This window comes from Kosakonia sp. N21, from assembly GCF_050587465.1.
Taxonomy (GTDB): Bacteria; Pseudomonadota; Gammaproteobacteria; order Enterobacterales; family Enterobacteriaceae.
Map to the genome: position 1 here is coordinate 435,916 of NZ_JBOBHR010000001.1, position 20,454 is coordinate 456,369.

Sequence of the window (20,454 nt, forward strand, 5' to 3'; positions counted from 1 at the left end):
ATAGTATGCCACGAATCTTTCCCTTGAGCGGTGTATGATGGCCGCTATACTACTCACGTTTATAACGTCTTTTTTGGGCGTCATGCCCGCATCCAGCACCATACAGGCTAAAAAACTTCATGCGACTTGATAAGTTTATCGCTCAGCAACTTGGCGTCAGCCGCGCCATTGCCGGGCGTGAAATCCGTGCCCATCGTGTTACCGTCGATGGTGAGATTGTGAGAGATACCGCGTTTAAACTGCAACCCGAGCACGATGTTGAATACGACGGCAACGCCCTCGTTCAGCAAACGGGTCCGCGTTACTTTATGCTCCACAAACCGGAAGGTTATGTCTGCTCAACGGACGACCCGGATCATCCGACAATCCTCTATTTTCTTGATGAGCCGGTCGCGCATAAGCTTCATGCCGCAGGACGTCTGGATATCGACACCACCGGTCTGGTGCTGATGACCGATGACGGTCAATGGTCGCACCGCATCACGTCGCCACGCCATCATTGTGAAAAAACCTATCTGGTTACCCTGGAATCGCCGGTGAGCGACGACACGGCGGAACAATTTGCCCGCGGCGTACAGTTGCATAATGAAAAAGATCTCACCAAACCCGCTGTGCTGGAGGTGGTGACGCCGAACCAGGTTCGTCTGACCATCAGCGAAGGCCGCTACCATCAGGTTAAACGCATGTTTGCCGCCGTTGGCAATCATGTTGTGGGGCTGCATCGCGAACGTATTGGTGCGATTGCACTGGATGCGGATCTGGAGCCCGGTGAGTACCGTCCACTGACGGAAGATGAAATTGCCAGTGTGGGCATGTCCTCACGCTAATATCAGGAGACTGACGTGACCTCAAGGCCACACTCTTCGTTGAGCATTGTGTTTATTCTCGGCCTGCTGGCGATGTTGATGCCACTGTCCATCGATATGTACCTGCCTGCGCTGCCTGTGATTGCTGAGCAGTTCGGCGTACCGGCCGGCAGTGCGCAAATGACGTTGAGCACCTATATTCTGGGGTTTGCGGTCGGTCAGTTGCTCTATGGCCCGATGGCTGACAGCATCGGTCGTAAGCCGGTTATTCTCGGCGGAACACTGATTTTTGCGGCAGCGGCAGTGGCCTGCGCGCTGGCGCAAAGTATTGATCAGTTAATCACCATGCGTTTTTTCCACGGTCTTGCCGCCGCTGCGGCAAGCGTGGTGATTAATGCCCTGATGCGCGATATCTACCCGCGGGAAGAGTTCTCGCGCATGATGTCGTTTGTCATGCTGGTCACTACCATCGCTCCATTACTGGCGCCAATGGTGGGGGGCGCGGTGCTGATTTGGTTCAGCTGGCATGCGATTTTCTGGATCCTCGCCATTGCTGCATTGCTGGCCTCAGCGATGATTGCCTTTTTTATTCGCGAAACGCTGCCGGTGGAAAAACGGCATAAATTCCATTTGCGCACGACGATAGGCAACTTCGCTTCGCTGTTTCGTCATAAACGCGTGCTGAGCTACATGCTGGCGAGCGGTTTCAGCTTTGCCGGAATGTTCTCGTTTCTGAGCGCCGGGCCTTTCGTCTATATACAGATCAACCACGTTTCGCCGCAGAATTTCGGCTACTACTTTGCGCTGAATATTGTCTTTCTGTTTGTCACGACCATTATTAATGGCCGTATTGTTCGCCGCGTGGGGGCACTAAACATGTTCCGCAGTGGGCTGTGGGTACAGTTTGTCATGGCGCTGTGGATGGTCGTGACGGCGCTGCTTGATGTTGGTTTCTGGTCGCTGGTGCTTGGTGTGGCGGCATTTGTGGGTTGTGTCTCGCTGGTCGCCTCTAACGCCATGGCCGTCATTCTTGATGAGTTTCCACATATGGCGGGTACGGCGTCTTCCCTGGCCGGGACCTTTCGTTTTGGCATTGGCGCGATCGTTGGTGCACTGTTGTCGATGGCGACCTTTAACTCAGCCTGGCCGATGATTTGGTCCATCACGTTTTGCGCAACCAGTTCCATTCTCTTCTATCTCTACGCCAGTCGCGGTAAAAAACCGGCGTAACCCTTCACAACAGGGAGCGAAAACGCTCCCTTGTTTGATGCATATCAACTTAGACTGACATACCTTCAGACATGTTTGTTTATTTTATGTAAAATCCATTTATGTAAAAAGTCACACTATTGTAGTGAAAAAGGTTGAGTTAGATCGCAGAAACGGGTACATATACCCCGAAAGTCGGCCCGCCGCTTAGCCATTAAAACCCTGATAAATGAGCGACCAGCCCTCACGCTACGCAGGATTTGACCTTTTCTGCGAGGTTGACAGGACGATTTGTCAATAGTGTGTTAATATAAATGTAAAATATTTGTGAAGTAAAAGTGCTTCGGGGAAAGAAAGTGAATACATTCCAGCTCTCCATCATCCACCGCCTGCCCCAGTGCTATCGCTGGCTGGAGGGTTTTGCAGGCGCAAAAGTTGAACCGATTCCGCAAAATGGTCAGTCTGCGGATGACAGCCTTGTGGCATTGAAACTGCTGAGTCCGGACGGCGACAACGCCTGGCCGGTAATGCACAAACTCAGCCAGGCATTGAGCGATATCGAAGTGGATTGTTCGGTACTGGAATGTGAAGGCGAACCGTGCCTGTTCGTTAACTGCCAGGATGAGTTTGCCGCGACCTGTCGCCTGAAAAACTTCGGCGTTGCCATCGCGGAACCGTTCTCCGGTCAGAACCCTTTCTGAACGTCAGCTTAATGCGAGAAGCTGGCGTGTATAAGCCTGCTGAGGCTCGCTAAAGACACACCGACACTCTCCCTGTTCAACGACTTCCCCTTGTTTCAGCACAATCACCTGGTGACATAATGCGCGCACCACGTGCAGATCGTGGCTGATAAAGATATACGCCAGCCGGTGCGTCTCCTGTAGTGATTTCAGCAGCGTGAGGATTTGCGCCTGCACGGTGCGATCCAGTGATGACGTGGGTTCATCCAGAATGATCAGTTCCGGTTTGAGGATCAGGGCGCGGGCAATGGCAATGCGCTGGCGCTGACCTCCCGAGAACTCGCCGGGGAAACGACGCCGGGTTTCCGGATCCAGCCCCACTTCCTGCATCACCTCAATCACCCGTTGCTCACGGGCGCTACGCGTCAGCGCTGGCTGATGAACGCGCAAACCCTCTTCGATAATTTGCTGCACATTCAACCGCGGGTTGAGCGCGGAGTTGGGATCCTGAAACACCACCTGAATCCGGTGCCGTACCGGCAGCATCTGCTTGCGGTTCCACTGGTGCAGTGGTTTACCGTCGAAGAGGATGGCACCGCGTGAGGCGACCAGGCGCAGCAGGGCAAGGCCGGTGGTGCTTTTTCCCGATCCTGATTCACCAACCAGTCCCAATGTCTCGCCGGGGCGTAAGGTAAAGCTGATATTCTTCACCACCGCATTGTGGTCAACCACGCGACGCAGGATCCCTTTACGCACCGGGAAGCTCACAGCAAGATTTTCCACCTGCAGCAGCGGCTGCGCATCCGGAGGCAGGGCAACAGGCTCCCCACCGGGTTCGCTATTGATCAGTTTTTGCGTATACGGATGCGCCGGGGCGGTGAACAACGCCCGGGCACTATTTTGTTCGACGCATACCCCGTTTTGCATCACCGCAACGTTATCCGCCAGCTTGCGTACGATACTGAGGTCGTGGGTAATAAACAGCAAACCCATATTCAGCTCATCGCGCAGTTCACGCAGTAACGCCAGGATCTGCGCCTGTACGCTCACATCCAGTGCCGTGGTGGGTTCATCGGCAATCAGCAGTTCCGGGCGTGTTAACACGGCCATGGCGATCATCACGCGTTGGCGTTCACCGCCGGAAAGCTGGTGTGGAAAATCGCCCAGCCGAGCACGGGCATTGCGGATACCGACGCGTTCCAGGCAATCGAGAATTTCCGCCCGCGCGGCTTCCCGCCGCATACCGCGATGCAGCGACAGCACTTCATAAAGCTGTTTTTCCAGCGTATGCAGAGGGTTAAGGGAAACCATCGGCTCCTGGAAAATCATGGCGATTTTATTGCCGCGCACGCCGCGTAGCGTTCTTTCGCTGGCGTGCAGCAACGATTCGCCATGAAACAGAATATCGCCGGAGGGGTATTCCACGGGAGGAGAAGGCAGCAAACGCAGGATCGATAATGCACTGACGCTTTTACCGGAGCCGGATTCGCCGACCAGTGCCAGCGTTTCGCCCGCATCAATGCGCAGCGATAAATCGCTGACCACCGTTCGCAGCGTATTCTGCTGGCGAAAAGCAACGGTCAGGGAATCAATAGTCAGCAGGGGAGACGTCATCTTACACCGCCTTATTAGGATCAAACGCGTCGCGCACCGCTTCGCCAATAAAAATCAGCAGCGAAAGCAGCAGGGCGGTGGAAATAAAAGCGGCGATACCGAGCCAGGGTGCCTGTAAATTGTTTTTCCCCTGGAGCAGCAGTTCGCCCAGCGACGGAGAACCCAACGGCAGGCCGAAGCCGAGAAAATCGAGCGACGTCAGGGTGGCGACCGAGCTGCACAAAATAAACGGCAGTAGAGTTAAGGTCGCGACCATCGCATTGGGCAACATATGGCGCAGCATAATGCCGCGATCGCTCACGCCCAGCGCCTGTGCGGCACGGATGTAATCAAAGTTACGTGTGCGCAGGAACTCGGCGCGCACCACGCTGACCAGCGCCATCCAGCCAAACAATACCGTGATGCCTAACAACCACCAAAAACCGGGTTGGATCACGCTGGAGAGCAGAATAATCAGGAACAGCGTCGGCATTCCGGACCACACCTCAATAAAACGCTGCCCCCAGAGATCAATTTTGCCGCCGTAATACCCCTGTATTGCACCGGCCAGCACGCCGATCACGCTGGAACAGAAGGTCAGCATCAAGCCGAACAGCAAGGAGATCCGGGTGCCATAGAGAATGCGCGCCAGTACGTCGCCGCCGTTAGCGTCGGTGCCGAGCCAGTTTTTTGCTGAAGGGGCAGAGGGAAAGGGTTCCGTGGTGGCATAGTTAATGCTGCGCGCGCCAAAACGCACGGGCGCCCACAGTGTCCAGCCGTGCTCATCGAGCTGTTTACGTAGCCACGGATCCTGATAATCCGCCGGGGTGGCAAAGGGACCGCCAAAATCGCTCTCGCTGTAATTGATGAGCGCTGGCGCAAACCATTTGCCTTCGTAGCGCACCAGCAGTGGCTTGTCGTTGGCCACCAGCTCTGCGCAGAGGCTGAGGATAAAAATCACCAGAAAGATCCACAATGACCAGTATCCGCGACGGTTGTGACGAAAACGCAGCCAGCGGGCCTGGTTGACGTAGCTTAATTGAATCATCAGCGTCCCTCAAAATCGATACGCGGATCCACCAGCGTATAACTGATATCACTGAGAATATTCAGCAGCAGGCCAATCAGAGTGAAAATATAGAGCGTGCCGAACATCACCGGGTAATCCCGGGAGACCGTCGCTTCGTAGCCCAGCAGGCCAAGGCCGTTAAGGGAGAAAATCACCTCGATCAACAGCGAACCGGTAAAAAACATGCTGATAAAGGTCGCCGGGAAACCCGCAATCACCAACAACATGGCGTTGCGAAACACGTGCTTACGCATGATATTGCGTTCGCTCACGCCTTTGGCGCGGGCGGTGACCACATACTGTTTACGGATCTCATCAAGAAACGAGTTTTTGGTCAGCATGGTCAATGCGGCGAAACCGCCAATCACCGTCGCCAGTACCGGCAGGGTGATATGCCAGAGATAATCCAGCGCCTGTTTGTACCACGGCAGGGCGTCGAAATTGCTTGAGGTGAGCCCGCGTAAGGGGAAAAGATCGTAGTAGCTGCCGCCGGCAAAAAAAACAATCAGCAGGATAGCGAACAGAAACGCCGGGATAGCGTAACCGACAATGATCAGCGCGCTGCTCCAGATATCAAAGCGGCTCCCGTTGTACACCGCTTTGCGAATGCCAAGGGGAATCGACACCAGATAAATAATCAGCGTTCCCCACAGCCCCAGCGTTATCGACACCGGCATGCTGTCTTTGATCAGTTGCAGCACCGATGCGCTGCGGAACAGACTATTGCCAAAGTCGAAGCGCAGATAATCCCACAACATTTTGAAATAGCGCTCATGCAACGGTTTATCGAAACCGTAGCGCTGTTTTATCTCTTCAATAACTTGCGGATCCAGACCGCGCCCGCCGCGATAGTGGCTGTCATTGCTTAGCGCGTCGCCCACACCGGTGCGGGCATGCGTGGCGCCCATTCCACCGCCGCTGCTGCCCGGCATCGTGCCTTTATCGCCAAACTCAATGGCGGCAATTGCCTGGTCGACCGGGCCGCCCGGCGCGATTTGCACAATAAAAAAGTTAATAGTGATGATCGCCCAAAGGGTGGGGATTATCAGTAATAAACGCCGAATGAAATACGCGCCCATCCCTTCTCCTTAGCGTCTGGCGGCGGGCAATTTCGCCGCCTTGTTTACGTCATACCACCAGGTGTCAAACCCCAGCGAATAGACCGGGCGAATGCCGGGCATGGAAAACTTATCCCAATAGGCGACGCGATCCGCCGCCATGTACCACATGGGCAGCATGTAATAATTCCAGGTTAGCACCCTGTCCAGCGCGCGGCCAAGCGGCAGCAGCTTCTCTTTATTGCCCTGCCAGCGGTTAATTTGTGCAATCAGGTTGTCTACTGCCGGATTTTTCACGCCGGGAGCGTTATAAGAAGAGTCGATATACTCCGAACTCCACGCAATTTGCAGATCGCCGCTTGGCCACGGTTGCGCACGCCACAGGCGTGGCATCATGTCATAGTCACGGCTGCGCATGCGGTTGGTGGCTTGTGAGTTATCGACCTGGCGGATCTCCATCGTGATGCCCAGCCGGGACAGATTATGCTGGAATGGCAACACCCATTGGGTATTCCCGCCCGAGGGCAGCAGCAATTCGAACGTAAACGGTTTGCCGGTTTTCTCATCCACGCGTTGCTGATTTTTCAGCACCCAACCCGCCTGTTTTAACAGCGCATCCGCTTTCAGCAGATTTTCCCGATCATAGCCATCGCCGTTAGATTTTGCCGGTGAGTAGATGGAAGTGAAAACCTCGGGCGGAACCTGCGCTTTGAGCGGGGCCAGCAGCGTGAGCTCATCGGCATCCGGATAGGTGTGCGCGGCGTATTCCGTGTTCTGGAAATAGCTGTTCGCCCGGCTGTATGCCCCATAAAACAGCGCCTTGTTCATCCATTCAAAATCAAACGCCAGCGAGATGGCTTCCCGCACGCGGCGATCGTTAAATACCGGGCGGGTAATGTTAAACGCCAGCCAGCGCGTGTCCTGCGCGGACGTATTGGGCTGCTCATCTTTGACAATGTAGCCACGGCTGAAGTTAGTGCCGATATAGCGCGTGGCCCAGTTTTTGGCATCCCCTTCGCTACGCAGGTCAAACGCGCCCGCTTTGAAGGCTTCGAAGGCGACATTGTCGTCCAGATAGTAGTCATAGCGGATATTATCGAAATTCCAGCGTCCCCGGTTAACGGGCAGATCCGCAGCCCAGTAATCCCGCACGCGGGTATAGGCGATGTATTGCCCCATGCGCCAGCTACTGATGCGATACGGCCCACTGCCCAGCGGCGGGCGATTCAGTGGCTCGCTCAGTTTATGATCTTTCCAGAATTTTTCTGGCATGACCGGCAGCGTCAGCAGGCTGAGCATATCTTCTTTGCCGGGTTTCGCCAGTTCAATACGCACCGTTAACGGTGAAATGGCTTTAACAGTGGTGCCTTTATAGATCAGGCGGAATTGCGGCACCCCTTCGGTCATAAATTTGTTGAAGGTGAAGGCGACATCGCTGGCGCGAATGGGCGAACCGTCGTGAAAAGTCGCGCGCGGGTTAATGCTAATCTCCATCCATGCGTAGTCATCGGCATAGCGCGCCATCTCTGCGATAAGCGGATAGTAACTGCCCGGCTCGTCGTCAGACGTGGTAAACAGCGCATCGTAGAGTGATTCGGTACGCACAGCGGGATTGCCGCGTAAGGCAAAGCGGTTAAAGTTGTCAAACGTACCCAGCACTGACAGCGTGACATTGCCGCCTTTCGGTGCGGCAGGATTAACATAGTCAAAATGGGAAAAGTTGATGGCATATTTCGGTTCGCCAATCACGGCGAAAGAATCACGTTCCTTGATGGTTTGCGCCTGACAGGCCAGACCGACAAACGCCAACAATAACGCTGAAATGCGGACAAACTTCATTGTGTGTTCCTTTGACCCCGCCTGCGCGGCAGGCGCGCTAAGCTCTTATTGTTGAATAATAAGGGAGCCCTGGCCTGATGTGAAATAATTCGCGCCTACAACAGGGCATCAAAAGAAGGAACCTGCCAGTTAACAAACTGCTCCAGCGTCATCGGGCGGCTGAAATAGTAGCCCTGCATAAAATGCACGCCATGTTCGCGCAGCCATCGCGCCTGCTCGGGCGTTTCAACGCCTTCGGCAACGGTGAGCATATTCAGGCGTTTCGCCAACGTTAGCACGGCATCCAGTACCGGTGAGGTCACGGTTTCGGTGCCAATCGCATTCACAAAGCCCCGATCGATTTTCAGATAATCCAGGGTAAAGCGCTCCAGATAGATCAGGGCGCTGTGGCCGGTGCCGAAATCATCAATCGCGATTTCATATCCTTCGGCGCGCAGCCACTCAAACAGTTTTGTCACTTCGGTGTAGCGCAGCATATCCCGCTCGGTGATCTCCAGCACGATGCTGAAATGGTGCTGCGGGAGTGAACGCGCGAAGGCATGGATATCATCGGCAAAGCTCTCTGCATGCAGATGCCCCGGCGCAATATTAATTCCCAGCTTTGATCCTTCCGGCAGCAGCGTTTTCAGCACCGGCGCATCGCGGGCTATCAGGCGGAACAAATGTAATGTCAGTGGGATAATCAGTTGCTGCGCTTCAGCAAAATGAATAAAAGCGTCCGGCGGGATTTCACCTGCGGTGGGGTGTTTCCAGCGCATCAGCACTTCGACGCCGCTGACTTTCAGGCTCTTTGCATTCACCACGGGTTGGTAGACCACATAAAACTGTTCCCGCTTGATGGCGGTCAGGATCTCCTTGCCCGGTCGCAGGCGCGTGTACAACACGTAAGCAGTGAGCAAAGCCATCAGCATACCCACCGTTGCGCCGAGCAGGGCGGCAAACTGGGCGTCTTCCTTGCGCCATTCTTCCGCGTAGAGATACAGCGTCAGCGGAGTGCCTCCCACATGTGCGATGCGAAAAGGGCGCTGGTTAAAATTCGCCAAATCAATCAACCCGATGGTAAAGGTTGAGATGGCACGATCATTGATACCTATCGCAATCCCCGCCAGATCCGGCTGTTCCGAACTGTACATCATGTAGGGCGTCAGGTTGATGTTCAGCGAGGCAAATACGCCGCGGTCGTCGAGTAGCGGGCTGCGGAACCACAATGCCATTGCCGGTTTGTCCGGCATCATCGGGGTTCCGGGCAAAACCACCATATCGGTCGCTTTATTCAGATCAATATCGGGCACCAGATCTTTCATAGGGACATTCATGACACCTGTTGCCGAGGAGCAGATGGCGTTTTGCCCTTTAACCAACAGAAAGGCGCGCACGTTCATCGAAAATGCGGCGCGGGATGTGAGCTCACTGACAACATCGTGGCAGTCGCTCAGCGTGAGGGGCTGTAAGGCTTCCGCCGTGGCGCGAATTTCACCGAGATACGCTGAAAACCAGCTCGAAACGCCGTTCAGTAAGGCATCGTAGCGGGTAATGCGTTTTTCTTGCTCAAGCCAGAACTGGAACCCGCCGACCGCAAACGCTGTAAGCAGACCGGTAAGAATACTGATCAGCACAATTTTTCGGTTCAGGTGGAAAAAATAGCGGGTGAACATAATGTTGGACCCATTTATACGCATTCAATGATGGGGCGGTTGGCGGCTTACTTTTCTGGACTATAGCCCGAAAAACGTTACGAGGATAGCAGACATAAAAAAACACTGCCGGGGCAGTGCTTTTTTATGCTTAACGCCAGCCAAGGGAAAACCGGCGTTAAGTGATTAGCTGCGGGTCAGGATCCGTCGCGCTTCATTGTAGCGCTTCTTCCAGTAAGGCTCGTCCATGCTGGAAATCATCACACCGTTGCTGGTGGAAGCATGAACAAATTGGTTATTACCAATATAAATGCCGACATGTCGACCGGTAGAACCTGCTCTGAACAAAACCAGATCGCCCGTACGCAAACTGGTGCGCGAAATGGACTTACCTGTTTCCTGTTGTTCCCAGGTGGAACGCGGCAGTTCTAAACCAAACTGTTCACGGAACGTGCGCTGCACGAAACCAGAACAATCGATGCCTTTTTTGGTGTCGCCGCCCAGACGGTAGCGTACGCCTTTCCAGTCAGCATATTGATCCATAATTCGGGATTTGACATCCAGATTACGAACCATATTTTCAAATTCATCCTGAGAGGTTTGCAGTGAAGAAGCATCTTCACCCACAGCAAGCGTCTCAGAATGCACATTCTTTGCGGTATTGGTTGAGCAAGCTGACAGCAGTACCGCTACCGCTATCGCGGGGATCGCCCGCAAGATATATCTCACAATCGGCTGAGATTTGACCATATTGCTTATTTTCCCTTGAAGTCCTTAACGATAAATATCGTTATAAAAAATGCCAACGCAGCGAGATTAATTATCTGTAAGCAACGAGACAATTACTCATGGTCAGATCTGTGGAAGAACGCACAAATTTACGCACAATGAGAATAAAAGCACTCTTTGCGACAAGACGAACCCGAGATTACCCTAACCCTCCCGGCATTGCGAGCGCTTTTCCGCGTTTTTTTATAAGAAATTATGATACAGAAAGTGAATATTCAGGATTGGTCACAAAACCGGCAATTTAGTTTAAATAGCGTACAAATTGCTCTTTTATAGGCAGATTGTTATGACGTGAAAATGACAAAATTAGGAAAGAGCCGGGAATTTGCATCAGGGATCGAAAACGATCCCTAATGAATGGGGCAAAACAATGTTGTTTACTTGTTTAAAGCTTGTTATTTCCGGGCAAATAACGATCAAAGCATAGAATAATTTTATCGCTAAGCGGTGTCATCAAACACCATGGCAACCCAATCAGCACTGACGACAGCGAACCCACCGCAATATCAGTAAACCAGTGAGCGCCGATCATGACGCGCGGGAAGGCGAAAACCACAACAATAATCAGGGCAATGCCAAAGGCTTTCTTACCAAAATAACGCAGCATAACGGCGGAAAAAATAAGCAACATCATGCCGTGATCGCCGGGAAAACTGTCTTTTGAGGCATCTTTGGTCGGGAAGTCGAGCAGATCGCTGACCCGATAAATATCCGTAAAGAAGAGCGACGGGCTTTCACGTTGCACGGGCATCAGCAACTGCGCCAGCTGGTTTAATACCACCGCAATCAGCAACATGGTCAGGCCAATCATCACAACCCGACGACGGCCGCTGCGATCTTCCCGCAGCCAGAACGTCAGCATCAGGCAGCCCATTGCGAGCAGTGAGCAGGCATCAAAAGCGCGGTTATTGGTCAGCGCAACGAACCATAAATAGGCACGGTTTTCAGTCAGGCCGCGGTTGAAAAAATGGAAAATGGTTGAGTCCAGCGGGAACCAGAAACCATGATTTACGGGCAGATACCAGGAAAAAAAGAGCGCCAGACCGGCGACGTTAAGCAGCAAAATCAAAGAATAACGAGTTTTCATCTTCACAGCATTTTCAATTAACACAGACGCAACGTTAGTGTTGTTAACTTAAACGAAGCTTCAACAGAGTGGACTGAAGCGCGTTCCAGTCGGCTTCAGAGGCGGTAATCAGCTCGATTCGACTATCCGGCGGCGCGGCCTGTTGGGTTTCGATATGCAAATCCTGCCCCTGGCGGTTAACGCGCAACAGGCCTTCAGGAATGCGCAGCACGCCTTTAACGCGTTCGACAGGCGCAAGCCGCGCCCATTCCAGCAAACCAACGGTATCAAACACGGTCTCGGCATCGAAAATCCAGCCGCAGGCATGGTGGCCCTGGCCGCTGTTCAGGTTGCGACGCCAGCGCTGATGCGCCGGTAAGCTCAACGCAGCCAGCCCCTTGTTTACCGCATGGGAATGGTCATGCGCGGCACTGGTTGGCAGTTCACGCAGGTTACGGCGCGGCAGATCGAGCAACGCCCCGTCGATGGCACCCTGCGTGGCGCTGACCTGTAAACGGTCGCCGCCGAACGTTTGCCACCAGCTTTCCAGCGCGTGCTGGCTCTGCGACGTGGCGCGATCCTGCTTATTCGCGACAATAATGTCGGCCGCAGCCAGCTGATCGCGGAAGTTTTCATTGTTGACTGCTTTCTCATCCAGCAACTGGCGCGGATCGAGCAGGCACAACGTTGCACGAAGGTCGATCCACGGCTCGTAAACCGGGGCATTAAGCATGTCGAGGATCTGTTTGGGGTGACCTAACCCTGTAGGTTCAATCAGCAAACGATCGGGTTTTCCCTGGCGCAGCAGCGTATTCAGCCCGACCTGCATAGGCAGGCCGTTGACGCAGCACATGCAGCCGCCGGGGATCTCTTTGAGCAGCGCCCCGCTGTCTGCCAGCAAAGCGCCATCAATACCGACTTCGCCAAATTCATTCACCAGCACTGCCCATTTTTCCTGCGGATCTTTGTTGGCCAGTAAATGCAGTATTGACGTGGTTTTGCCACTGCCAAGGAAGCCGGTAATGAGGTTGGTTTTTGTCACGGAAACTCCCTAGATCAACAAAATTGCATGTTGAAGGGATCCTGGCGAAAAAAAAAGAAAAAGAGAAGGGCACGGGCGATGTAAAGCACGTATCGCCCGCAGTAATAGCAGTAAATGTTAAGTATTGAGCAAGGATTTCACTGCGCCATGCGCGCCGTTGGCGGCGATGTTGCGCCATGCGTCGGTAATGGCATCGACAAATACCGGGTTTTGCGGCAGGTCAGCGCCAAAGATTTCTTGCAGCGTGAGTAATGCGGTGACGCGTTCCGCTTCACTGCTGGTGTCGACGATGGCGCGAATTTTATCCACCAGTGGGTCGCGAACATCAATCATGTTACCAGCATCATCAACGCCGCTAACATAATGCATCCAGCCTGCTATCCCCAATGCCAACAGCGGCCAGTGACTTTCCCGTTGTAAATGCATGCGAATGCCGTCCAGCATACGTTGCGGCAGCTTCTGGCTTCCATCCATGGCGATTTGCCAGGTACGGTGTTGTAACGCCGGGTTAGCGAAACGCGCGATCAGACTGTCGGCGTAGGCGGTGAGATCAACCCCGGTTATCCGCAGTGTTGGCGCCTGTTCCTCAAGCATCAACCGTCGCGCAGCGCTGCGAAACGCGCTGTCCTGCATACACTCGTTAATATGGGCGAACCCGGCAAGATAGCCAAGATACGCCAGGAATGAATGACTGCCGTTAAGCATACGTAATTTCATCTGTTCCCAGGGTTGTACATCCTGGACTAACTGCACGCCCGCCGCTTCCCACTCCGGCCGCCCGGCCACGAAATTATCTTCAATGACCCACTGAATAAAGGGTTCGCAACTGATTGCGCAGGGATCCTCAACGCCCAGTATTGTACTGATTTCTGCCAGCGATGCTTCCGTTGCCGCCGGTACAATTCGGTCTACCATGGTTGCCGGGAAGCTCACGTGTTCCGCGATCCACTGCGCCAGTTCCGGCGAACGGGCCTGCGCCATACCCAGCACGGCATTTTTCACCACGTGACCATTATCAGGAATATTGTCACAAGAGAGGACGGTAAACGGCCCCAGCCCACGCTGGCGACGGCGGTGCAGGGCTTCAACCAGAATGCCTGGTGCAGAGTGCGGCTCGTCGGGATGTTGCAGGTCATGTTCAATGCGCGGCTGGCGTAAATCCAGCTTGCCGCTGGCAGGGTCAATGCAATAGCCTTTTTCGGTGATCGTCAGTGAAACAATGGCGACCTGCGGTTCACAAAACTTTTCAATAATTGCCGCCAGTGAATCGAGTTTTGCATTCAGGCATTCGCTCACCGCGCCAACAATAATCGGCTGGTTACCGTCCGCGCCTTTTTCCAGCACCGTATACAGATGATCCTGCGCGCGCAGCTGCGTCATTAACACATCACCGCTAAACAAGCTGATTTCACAGATGCCCCAGTCACCGCCCCGGGCATTCAGTACACGGTTGGTTAACAGCGCCTGATGCGCGCGGTGAAATGCGCCAAAACCGAAGTGCACAATACGCGAACGCAGCTTCGTACGATCATACTGGGGTTGCTGGACGGCAGCGGGAAGCGTTATCGAGGCAATTGTCTTCATCTATATACACCTGATTAACCAATAATTAACAATGAGCAGTGTAAAGTTATATGACAGCAAAAAGAATTGGTATGCCGTAATTATCCGGGGAATGTGAGCTGGATCAATCATTGCTGCGGGAGAGTTTGACCCTTCTGATTAAACATGTATGGTAGTCGTCATGCGGTTATGTGTATTGGTATAACAACTTTAGAGGGTAAGGCGATGGAACAAACCTGGCGTTGGTATGGACCGAACGATCCGGTATCTCTTGATGACGTGCGTCAGGCGGGCGCTACAGGCGTAGTCACTGCGCTGCACCATATCCCTAACGGCCAGGTCTGGCCGGTGGAGGAGATCAAAGCGCGTCAGGCGCTGCTGGCGGAGAAAGGGCTGGTCTGGTCAGTCGTGGAAAGTATCCCGGTACATGAGGATATTAAAACCCATACCGGGCAGTACGACACCTGGATTGCTAACTACCAGCAGAGCATTCGCAACCTGGCGGCCTGCGGTATTGATACCGTGTGCTACAACTTTATGCCGATCCTCGACTGGACGCGTACCGACCTGGAATATCAACTGCCGGACGGCTCCAAAGCGCTGCGTTTTGATCAGATTGCGTTTGCCGCGTTTGAAATGCATATCCTGAAGCGTAAAGGCGCGGAAGCGGATTACAGCGATGAAGAGCAGCGCCAGGCGCAGGCCTACTTTAACGCGATGAGCGAAGCGGAAGTGGAAAAACTGACGCGTAACATTATCGCGGGTTTGCCGGGGGCGGAAGAGGGCTACACGCTGGCGCAGTTCCACGCGCGTCTCGCGGAATACGACGGTATTGATAAAGCGCAGTTGCGTGAAAATATGGCGTATTTCCTGCGGGCTATTGTCCCTGTGGCACAGGAAGTGGGGGTCCGCATGGCGGTGCACCCGGACGATCCGCCGCGTCCGATCCTCGGCCTGCCGCGCATTGTTTCCACGATTGAAGATATGCAGTGGCTGAAAGACGCGGTCAACAGCATCAACAACGGCTTTACCATGTGCACAGGCTCATACGGTGTGCGTGCGGATAACGACCTGGTGCGGATGATCGAGATGTTTGGCGATCGCATTCACTTTACGCATCTGCGTTCAACCTGCCGTGAAGACAACCCGAAAACCTTCCATGAAGCGGCGCATTTGCAGGGCGATGTGGATATGGTGTCGGTTGTTGCTGCGATCCTGAGTGAAGAGCAGCGTCGTAAGAAAGCGGGCGATCTGCGTCCTATTCCGTTCCGTCCGGATCATGGTCACCAAATGCTTGACGATCTGCGTAAGAAAACGAATCCAGGCTACTCGGCGATTGGTCGTCTGAAAGGGATGGCGGAAGTGCGCGGTGTTGAACTGGCACTGAAGAAAACCCTGTTCCGCGATTTGCTGTAAGCATCCCTGGCGGGTAAACGCCGTCAGCAGGTAAAAGAAAAAGCCACTTCATTGAAGTGGCTTTTTTACTGCGTTACTTATCAGTCGGCGCGGCCCATATAGCGGCGCTCTTCGATATGGATACGGATTTTCTCACCCGTGGTCAGGTATTCCGGAACCTGTACCACCAGGCCTGTGTTCAGCGTGGCGGGTTTGGTGCGGGAGCTGGCAGATGCGCCTTTAATACCCGGAGCCGTTTCAACGATTTCCAGATCGACAGTTTGCGGCAGTTCCAGCGCCAGCAACTGGCCATCCCACAGCAGAACCTGCATATCCGGCATGCCGCCTTCCGGAATAAACTGCAACTCTTCTTCAATCTGATCTTTGTTGAAGGTATACGGGGTATAGTCTTCTTTATCCATAAACACGTATTCGTTGCCGTCAACATACGAGAAGTCGACAAAACGACGGTTCAGGGTCACGGTATCAAGGATATCGTCGCCTTTAAAACGCTCTTCTACTTTCAGCCCGGTACGGACATCAGAGAAGCGCATTTTGTACAGCGTTGCTGCGCCGCGGGCGCTGGGTGACTGAATATCAATATCTTTTACAATCAGCAGTTTGCCATTGTAATTCAGCACCATACCTTTTTTAATTTCGTTCGCTCTTGGCATTGCAAGGGTCCTGTAAAATGAAAATCACGAAAATATCGCGACAAAGTACTCGCGAGGGCCTTTTCAGGCAAGTGGAATTGGCGAGTTTTGCATTCCATCAGTAAAAGATGGTAGCGTGCGCCTGTTCGCGCCACTCCGACGCGTAATAAATGAAAGAGAGCCATTATGGAATGCCGCCCGGACTGCGGAGCTTGCTGTACTGCCCCGTCCATCAGTAGCCCGATCCCCGGCATGCCCAACGGCAAACCGGCCAACACCCCGTGCGTGCAACTCGACGCGCAACAGCGCTGTAAAATCTTTGGCTCGCCGCTGCGCCCGAAAGTGTGCTCAGGCCTGCAACCTGGCCGTGAGATGTGCGGGCAGAGTCGTGCTGACGCCATGATTTATCTGCTCGATCTGGAACGCCAGACCGCGCCTTAAACGTCTTTGATTCGCGCCAGGCATACTTGCGTCAACAGGGCCATCGCCAGCGCAATCCAGAACACTGCATGATAACTCCAGATTTCCGCCACCACGCCCGCCAGTGAACCGGCGATGATCCAGCCTACGCGCGTAGTATTAGTATAAAGGGTCGTCGCAGAACCGGCCTGACCCGGCATTAAATCCTGGAAATAGAGCATGCCAATCCCGGCGAGAATGCCAATATAGATGGCGTTCAGCAACTGTAAAGCTAACAGGATGGCCGGGGTATGCACTGTCAGCATCCCGAGGTAGAAACAGGTACCCGCCACGGCGCTGACGCGCATCAAAAAGCGCTTGCCATAGCGTTTAGCGTAATAACCGGCAATCAGCATGGTGGGGATTTCCAGCCCGGCGGCGGTTCCCATCATCACCCCTGCCAGTTTCTCCGGGAGATGCAGCTCATCAATGATAAACAGCGGCATATTGATGATGTAAAGACTATTGGTGCCCCACATCAGGGTACAGATCACAAACAGCAGCAGCGCATCACGACGATGTGTCCGCGGCGCTTCCAGCACTGCCGACGTTGGCTGCGGAACTTTACGCATACTGGGCAGGAACAGCCACACCATCGCCGCACAGGCAATGAACGCGACAGCAGCGCATAAATACATCACCGTAAAACCAAATCCCATCGCCAGCGCGTACGCCAGCGGCGGGCCAATTACCCACGCCAGCGATACCTGCGCACGCAAAATGGAGCTGAACATCACCGCTTCCCGCCCGGTGTTATCCGCATGCTCCCGCGCCAGGGCGAACATCTGTGGGTTAGCCGTGGAACCAAAGCTGCTCAGAAAGACGCCCACAAACAGCAGGATAAAGTAATTGCGATTCCAGGCGAACAGCCCGCAGGCCAGCACGCCGAGCAGGCAGCAGAAAACGATCAGCGTCTTGCGATCGCCTTTGCGGTCGGAGCGCCCGGCCAGTAACTGGCTGACCAGAATGCCAATCACCGCGCTGCCGGTGAAGAAGAACCCCACCATAGCCGGACGGACATGCACTTCATTGGTTAAAAACAGGCTGAGCGTCGGCGTTTGCAAGGCGCCGGCAATACCGGTCAGGAACGCGACAATCAAAAACGCCGTCGATGTGAAATCAAACGCGCCAGGTCGGGCGGCGGCGGGGGAGTTTTGCATTTTACTCTGAGATCCAATTGGCAGACGCGGAGTGTACGCCGCTACGGGATAAAAACACAGATCCTAAGGTGCGATTGCCGTGAAAAAGCAAGCCGTTATTTCAACCGACGTTATTAAAGCTGACCGGTGCTGACGTTTACGTGCTGAAGGCAAAAACGGCTTCAGCAAATTTGCATCAGCCAACGGTGAAATGTGCTGTACCTCTAAATTTTGCAACGAAAATTCAGAGATTTCTTGATTGCTGAAGTAAAAAGGTGAAGACTCATTGAAACGTTTCAGCGTCATCGCGTAATGTCTGAACCAGGGCGGTGACGCATCATTTCTCAAGTTAGCTGAAACGATTCAATTTCAGCAGGAGAGGGTCACATGTTCCAGTTATCCGTTCAGGACATCCATCCCGGTCAGCAGGCCGGCAATAAAGAAGAGGCCATCCGCCAGATCGCGGCTGCGCTGGCAGAAGCAGGCAACGTTGCTGACGGCTACGTCAACGGCATGCTGGCGCGCGAGCAGCAAACTTCCACCTATTTAGGCAACGGCATCGCGATTCCACACGGCACCACGGATACCCGTGATCAGGTGCTGAAAACCGGCGTAAAAGTGTTCCAGTTCCCGCAGGGCATCCTGTGGAGCGAAGGACAGGTCGCGTATGTTGCTATCGGTATTGCCGCCAGTTCTGATGAACACCTGGGCCTGCTGCGTCAGCTGACACACGTGCTGAGCGATGACTCCGTGGCCGCGCAGCTGCAATCTGCAACCACTGCTGAAGAGCTGCGTGCGTTGCTGATGGGTGAAAAACAGAGCGCTTCGCTGAAGCTGGATATTGAAACGCTGACCCTCGATGTCGTTGCCAGCGATCTGGTGACTTTGCAGGCGCTGAACGCCGCACGTCTGAAAGAAGCCGGTGCGGTAGACGCAGCGTATGTTACCCGCGCTATCAATGAACAACCGCTGAACCTTGGTCAGGGCATCTGGCTGAACGACAGTGCTGAAGGCAACCTGCTGAGCGCTGTTGCTGTAAGCCGCGCCGCTGCGCCGTTTGACGTGAATGGTGAGCAGGCTGCGGTGCTGGTCAGCGTTGCGATGGCAGACGAACAGCCGGTCGCGGTGCTGAAGCGCCTGAGCGATCTGCTGCTGAGCAAGAAAGCTGAACATCTGTTGAATGCTGACGCCGCGACGCTGCTGGCGCTGCTGACCAGCGATGATGCGATTGCCGACGATCTGTTGAGCGCAGAGTTTGTTGTCCGCAATGAACACGGTCTGCATGCCCGTCCGGGCACCATGCTGGTGAACACCATCAAACAATTTAACAGTGAAATCACCGTTGCCAACCTGGACGGTACCGGGAAACCGGCTAATGGTCGCAGCCTGATGAAAGTGGTTGCGCTGGGCGTGAAGAAAGGTCACCGCCTGCGTTTCACTGCACAAGGGGATGATGCTGAACAAGCGCTGAAAGCGATTGGCGAAGCAATTGCCGCAGGTTTGGGAGAGGGCGCATAAATGAGCAGACGTGTTGCTACCATTACGCTTAATCCGGCCTATGATCTGGTGGGGTATACCCCTGAAATTGAACGCGGTGAAGTGAACCTGGTCCGTACGACGGGCCTGCACGCCGCCGGTAAAGGCATCAACGTTGCGAAAGTGCTGAAAGATCTCGGCATCGACGTGACCGTTGGCGGTTTCCTTGGCAAAGATAACCAGGACGGATTCCAGCAGTTGTTCAGCGAGCTGGGCATTGCCAACCGTTTCCAGGTGGTGCAGGGGCGTACCCGCATCAACGTCAAGCTGACGGAAAAAGATGGCGAAGTCACTGACCTGAATTTCTCCGGTTTTGAAGTGACGCCGACCGACTGGGAACGTTTTGTTGCCGACTCGCTGACCTGGCTGGGTCAGTTCGATATGGTCTGCGTGAGCGGCAGTCTGCCGTCTGGCGTCAGCCCGGAGGCCTTTACCGACTGGATGACGCGCCTGCGTAGCCAGTGCCCATGCATTATTTTTGACAGCAGCCGCGAAGCGCTGGTGGCCGGTTTGAAAGCCGCGCCGTGGCTGGTGAAACCGAACCGCCGTGAACTGGAAATCTGGGCGGGTCGTAAGTTGCCGGAATTGAAGGATGTCATTGAAGCCGCTCATGGGCTTCGCGAACAGGGTATCGCCCATGTGGTGATCTCTCTGGGAGCAGAAGGGGCGTTGTGGGTTAACGCTTCGGGCGAATGGATCGCCAAACCGCCGTCAATGGAAGTGGTAAGCACCGTTGGCGCAGGGGATTCGATGGTCGGTGGTCTGATTTATGGTCTGCTGATGCGTGAATCCAGTGAACATACGTTACGCCTGGCCACTGCTGTTGCTGCACTGGCGGTCAGTCAGAGTAACGTAGGTATTACCGATCGTACCCAGTTAGCCGCGATGATGGCGCGAGTTGACTTAAAACCCTTCAACTAACAG

The 20,454-nt window shown here is 54.1% G+C and carries 18 protein-coding genes; 7 read left to right on the forward strand and 11 right to left on the reverse strand.

The window, feature by feature from the left end; all coding sequences use genetic code 11:
- The first annotated feature begins 119 nt into the window (after positions 1-119).
- The 3 genes from rsuA (at position 120) to ACQ3G7_RS01975 (ending at position 2,716) form a co-directional block, all read left to right on the forward strand.
- Positions 120-827 carry a 16S rRNA pseudouridine(516) synthase RsuA gene (gene rsuA / locus ACQ3G7_RS01965; RefSeq protein ID WP_430888642.1) on the forward strand — a complete coding sequence of 236 codons (708 nt, stop codon included), beginning with the start codon at positions 120-122 and terminating at the stop codon, positions 825-827.
- A 15-nt stretch (positions 828-842) separates the two neighbouring features.
- The gene (locus ACQ3G7_RS01970; protein ID WP_263100072.1) at positions 843-2,036 is read left to right on the forward strand and encodes a Bcr/CflA family multidrug efflux MFS transporter; all 1,194 of its coding nucleotides are present in this window, start codon (positions 843-845) and stop codon (positions 2,034-2,036) included.
- A 335-nt stretch (positions 2,037-2,371) separates the two neighbouring features.
- A complete protein-coding gene (locus ACQ3G7_RS01975; protein ID WP_263100073.1) occupies positions 2,372-2,716 on the forward strand; it encodes a YejG family protein in 345 nt (114 codons plus the stop codon).
- Positions 2,717-2,719: 3 nt separating this feature from the next.
- On the opposite strand, the gene yejF is transcribed toward ACQ3G7_RS01975, so the two are convergent.
- The 9 genes from yejF to ACQ3G7_RS02020 form a co-directional block, all read right to left on the reverse strand.
- Positions 2,720-4,309 (reverse strand): microcin C ABC transporter ATP-binding protein YejF, encoded by a 1,590-nt coding sequence (gene yejF, locus ACQ3G7_RS01980; RefSeq protein WP_430888643.1) that lies wholly within the window; start codon positions 4,307-4,309, stop codon positions 2,720-2,722.
- 1 nt (position 4,310) lies between these two features.
- Positions 4,311-5,336: an ABC transporter permease gene (locus tag ACQ3G7_RS01985; RefSeq protein ID WP_430888644.1), complete on the reverse strand. Its 1,026-nt coding sequence runs from the start codon at positions 5,334-5,336 to the stop codon at positions 4,311-4,313.
- Positions 5,336-6,436, reverse strand: a complete 1,101-nt coding sequence (locus ACQ3G7_RS01990; RefSeq protein ID WP_061493974.1) for a microcin C ABC transporter permease YejB — start codon at positions 6,434-6,436, stop codon at positions 5,336-5,338. Before ACQ3G7_RS01990 ends, ACQ3G7_RS01985 begins: the two co-directional genes overlap by 1 nt.
- 9 nt (positions 6,437-6,445) lie before the next feature.
- Positions 6,446-8,254 (reverse strand): extracellular solute-binding protein, encoded by a 1,809-nt coding sequence (locus ACQ3G7_RS01995; protein ID WP_430888645.1) that lies wholly within the window; start codon positions 8,252-8,254, stop codon positions 6,446-6,448.
- Between the two features lie 95 nt (positions 8,255-8,349).
- Positions 8,350-9,909, reverse strand: a complete 1,560-nt coding sequence (gene pdeN, locus ACQ3G7_RS02000; RefSeq protein WP_430888646.1) for a cyclic di-3',5'-guanosine monophosphate phosphodiesterase PdeN — start codon at positions 9,907-9,909, stop codon at positions 8,350-8,352.
- A gap of 165 nt (positions 9,910-10,074) precedes the next feature.
- Positions 10,075-10,638 (reverse strand): bifunctional murein DD-endopeptidase/murein LD-carboxypeptidase, encoded by a 564-nt coding sequence (gene mepS, locus ACQ3G7_RS02005; protein WP_061493977.1) that lies wholly within the window; start codon positions 10,636-10,638, stop codon positions 10,075-10,077.
- A gap of 424 nt (positions 10,639-11,062) precedes the next feature.
- Positions 11,063-11,764: a phosphatase PAP2 family protein gene (locus tag ACQ3G7_RS02010; RefSeq protein ID WP_430888647.1), complete on the reverse strand. Its 702-nt coding sequence runs from the start codon at positions 11,762-11,764 to the stop codon at positions 11,063-11,065.
- 43 nt (positions 11,765-11,807) lie between these two features.
- Positions 11,808-12,785: a CobW family GTP-binding protein gene (locus ACQ3G7_RS02015; protein ID WP_430888648.1), complete on the reverse strand. Its 978-nt coding sequence runs from the start codon at positions 12,783-12,785 to the stop codon at positions 11,808-11,810.
- 117 nt (positions 12,786-12,902) lie between these two features.
- A complete protein-coding gene (locus tag ACQ3G7_RS02020; protein ID WP_430888649.1) occupies positions 12,903-14,369 on the reverse strand; it encodes a mannitol dehydrogenase family protein in 1,467 nt (488 codons plus the stop codon).
- Positions 14,370-14,573: 204 nt separating this feature from the next.
- Between ACQ3G7_RS02020 and uxuA the strand changes: the two genes are divergently transcribed.
- On the forward strand, positions 14,574-15,764 hold the full coding sequence (gene uxuA / locus ACQ3G7_RS02025; RefSeq protein WP_430888650.1) for a mannonate dehydratase: 1,191 nt from the start codon (positions 14,574-14,576) through the stop codon (positions 15,762-15,764).
- Between the two features lie 80 nt (positions 15,765-15,844).
- On the opposite strand, the gene yeiP is transcribed toward uxuA, so the two are convergent.
- Positions 15,845-16,417 carry an elongation factor P-like protein YeiP gene (yeiP, locus tag ACQ3G7_RS02030; protein WP_061493982.1) on the reverse strand — a complete coding sequence of 191 codons (573 nt, stop codon included), beginning with the start codon at positions 16,415-16,417 and terminating at the stop codon, positions 15,845-15,847.
- Between the two features lie 165 nt (positions 16,418-16,582).
- Between yeiP and ACQ3G7_RS02035 the strand changes: the two genes are divergently transcribed.
- The gene (locus ACQ3G7_RS02035; RefSeq protein WP_430888651.1) at positions 16,583-16,837 is read left to right on the forward strand and encodes a YkgJ family cysteine cluster protein; all 255 of its coding nucleotides are present in this window, start codon (positions 16,583-16,585) and stop codon (positions 16,835-16,837) included.
- On the opposite strand, the gene setB is transcribed toward ACQ3G7_RS02035, so the two are convergent.
- A complete protein-coding gene (gene setB, locus ACQ3G7_RS02040) occupies positions 16,834-18,015 on the reverse strand; it encodes a sugar efflux transporter SetB (RefSeq protein ID WP_430888652.1) in 1,182 nt (393 codons plus the stop codon). The genes ACQ3G7_RS02035 and setB overlap by 4 nt on opposite strands.
- Before the next feature lie 366 nt (positions 18,016-18,381).
- Here setB and fruB point away from each other — a divergent pair, with 366 nt between their 5' ends.
- Entirely contained in the window at positions 18,382-19,512 is a 1,131-nt protein-coding gene (gene fruB, locus ACQ3G7_RS02045; RefSeq protein ID WP_430888653.1) for a fused PTS fructose transporter subunit IIA/HPr protein, read from the forward strand.
- Positions 19,513-20,451: a 1-phosphofructokinase gene (fruK, locus tag ACQ3G7_RS02050; protein WP_061493985.1), complete on the forward strand. Its 939-nt coding sequence runs from the start codon at positions 19,513-19,515 to the stop codon at positions 20,449-20,451.
- The last annotated feature ends 3 nt before the right edge of the window (positions 20,452-20,454 follow it).